The organism is Xanthomonas sp. SHU 166 (assembly GCF_000364685.1).
GTDB classification, from domain to species: domain Bacteria; phylum Pseudomonadota; class Gammaproteobacteria; order Xanthomonadales; family Xanthomonadaceae; genus Xanthomonas_A; species Xanthomonas_A sontii.
In genome coordinates, this window is the sequence record NZ_AQOJ01000968.1 from 1 (window position 1) to 2593 (window position 2593).

The following is a 2593-nucleotide window of genomic DNA, read 5'->3' on the forward strand; positions in this document are numbered from 1 at the left end:
CAACGCATCGCGTGTCGCATCGATCAGCGCCTTGAGCCGCGGCGCCTGCGGCTGCCAGGGCAGATGGCCGAAGGTCGGTGCCAGGTGCTGGGTGTCGAAGAAGGTCAGCAGCGCGTCGGCCACCTGCGCATCGCCGCCGGCCAGGTCGCGCGCGGCCGCGCGCCAGGTGCGCGGCGCGTCGTAGCCGCGGTCGTTCCAGGCGAAGGCCAGCAACCCGGCTACCGCCGGCCGGCTGGCCACTTCCTGGTTCATCGGATTGGACACGATGCCGCTCAATTCCGCCGACAGTCCGGCCTGGCGACGGTCGTACGGCGCCAGCAGCAGGCGCCCGGCGGTCTCGGCGAAGTCGTTGACCGGGTAGTTGTCCCACAGCAGCGTCTTGCGCCCGAACGCCTTGGTCGCGTTCTTCGCATCGCTGACCGAGATCGACGCCGGGACCACATCGGTGCCGGTCCACTGCACCACCACGCGCGGATCTAGCGCCTTGCGCAGGGTCGCCTTGTACGGCGACTCGGTGACGTTGTAGTACTCGGTCGGCACCATGATCAGCGCGCCGTGGCCGGCCGCGGCGATGTCCGCCTGCACCGCGTTGAGCAGTTGCGCCTGCGCAGTCGCAGCGGCCTGCTCGCCGGCCGGGCCGAACGCGGCGGCGTCGCCGGGGCAGTTCCACTTGGTGTATTCGATGTCGTCGAAGGCGATGTAGAAGCTGCGCACGCCGCGCGCGCGCAGCGCGGCGAACTTGCGCCGGATCGCCTGCAGGTCGGCCGCATCGCTGTAGCAGATCGACGGCCCCGGCGAGAGCGCGTAGACGAAATTGATGTGCTCGCGATTGGCCACCGCGGCCAGCTTGCCCAGCGCCGCCAGCGTGGCGGCCGGGTACGGCGCGCGCCAGCGATCGCGCGCGAAGGCGTCGTCCTTGGGACTGTAGATGTAGGTGTTGGCCTTGAACCGCGCCAGGAACGCCAGGTGCGCGGCGCGCTCGGCCATGCTCCAGGGCTTGCCGTAGAAACCCTCGATCGTGCCGCGGACCGGCATCGCCGGCGCATCGGTCACCGCCACCGAGGCGATGCGCCCGGGCGCGACCAGTTGCCGGAAGGTCTGCGCCGCGTGGTACAGGCCGGCACCGTCGCGGCCGGCCAGCACGATCAACGTGCCGCGGCCGCTGGCCATGCTGCCCAGCGCATAGCCTTCCGCGCGTTCCGGCACGTCCAGGTCGACGGCGGCCAGCGCAGCACGCACCGGCGCCGCGTCGACGGTGCCGAGCACCACCGACACCGCCTGCGGGTCGTGCGACAGCGTGCTGGCGCGGCGGATGCGGGAAACGCCGGCATCGCGCAGCACCGCACGCACCAACGCGTCGGTGGCCGGGTCGGCCTTGCCGGCCTGCACCAGCACCACCGACGGCCCCAGCGGCAGCTCCGGCCCGAGCAGGCGCAGCGCGGTCGGCGTCGGGTACACCGCCGGCAGGGTGGCCGGCGCCGCCGCCAGCGCGGGCGCGGTCGCCCCGGCCAGCAGCGCGAACGCCAGGATGTGGCGGCCAAGGCCACAACGGCCAATACGCTCGGTTCGCATGCGCCTACCCTCGACTGGTATTTCAGTGATTTTGAAATGGTATATACCACTTCCGCCGACGCGTCGACGCGCGGTGGCGATGGCGCTGCAATGTGGCCGTCCCATGCTGCGGCGACACTTGCATGGCCCGCACAAGATGCGACATAACCGCAGGCAGTGGCGCGGCCCGTTGCCCGCCCGCCATGCCTGCGCTGACGCGACGCAGACCGGCGAAAAATCAAACATTTGTTTAAAACACCCGCAACTTCGCCGAACTGGACAGCAATGCCGGCTTCGCGCAGACTGCCGCCCTTTCCGCTGCTTTGTTCCCGATGGCGCGACTGCTGCTGCTGCATGGCCCCAACCTCAACCTGCTCGGCACCCGCGAGCCGGGCGTGTACGGCCATGCCACCCTGGCGCAGATCGATGCCGCGCTGCTGGCCCAGGCCAGCGCCGCCGGCCACACGCTGGAGAGCCTGCAGTCCAACGCCGAGCACGTGCTGGTGGACCGGGTGCAGGCCGCGCGCGGCGACGGCACCGCCTTCATCCTGATCAACCCGGCGGCCTTCACCCATACCTCGGTGGCGCTGCGCGACGCGCTGGCGGCGGTGGCGATCCCGTTCATCGAGATCCACCTGTCCAACCCGCACAGCCGCGAGCCGTTCCGCCACCACAGCTATTTCAGCGACCACGCGGTCGGCGTGGTCTGCGGCTTCGGCGCCGACAGCTACCGCTACGCGATGGACGCGGCGCTGACCCGCCTGGGAGCGGCCGCATGAGCCGCGCCCACGCCCAACCGGCACCGCATACCCCCGTCTGAGTCCCCGGGCCGCGCGCCCGGTCTTTTTCAAAGTCACCTCACGAGGCCGTTATGGATCTCCGCAAAATCAAGAAACTGATCGACCTGCTGGAAGAATCGAATCTCGCCGAGATCGAGATCAAGGAAGGCGAGGAAAGCGTGCGCCTGGCGCGCACCCCCAAGGGCATGACCGCCAGCGCGCCGCAGTACGTGGCCGCCGCCCCCGCGGCCGCGCCGGCCGCC

The 2593-nt window shown here is 70.5% G+C and carries 2 protein-coding genes and 1 pseudogene; 2 read left to right on the forward strand and 1 reads right to left on the reverse strand.

Annotated features, from left to right (window positions below; all coding sequences use genetic code 11):
- Nucleotides 1–1572, reverse strand: a 1572-nt coding sequence (locus tag D180_RS21640) for a beta-N-acetylglucosaminidase domain-containing protein (RefSeq protein ID WP_017914419.1), incomplete at its 3' end; no start/stop codon positions are given.
- Nucleotides 1573–1883: 311 nt separating this feature from the next.
- Here D180_RS21640 and aroQ point away from each other — a divergent pair.
- Nucleotides 1884–2330, forward strand: coding sequence for a type II 3-dehydroquinate dehydratase (gene aroQ / locus D180_RS21645; protein WP_017914420.1), 447 nt, complete (start codon nt 1884–1886; stop codon nt 2328–2330).
- 92 nt (nt 2331–2422) lie between these two features.
- A pseudogene (locus tag D180_RS21650) lies at nt 2423–2593 on the forward strand (acetyl-CoA carboxylase biotin carboxyl carrier protein); the annotation flags it as partial.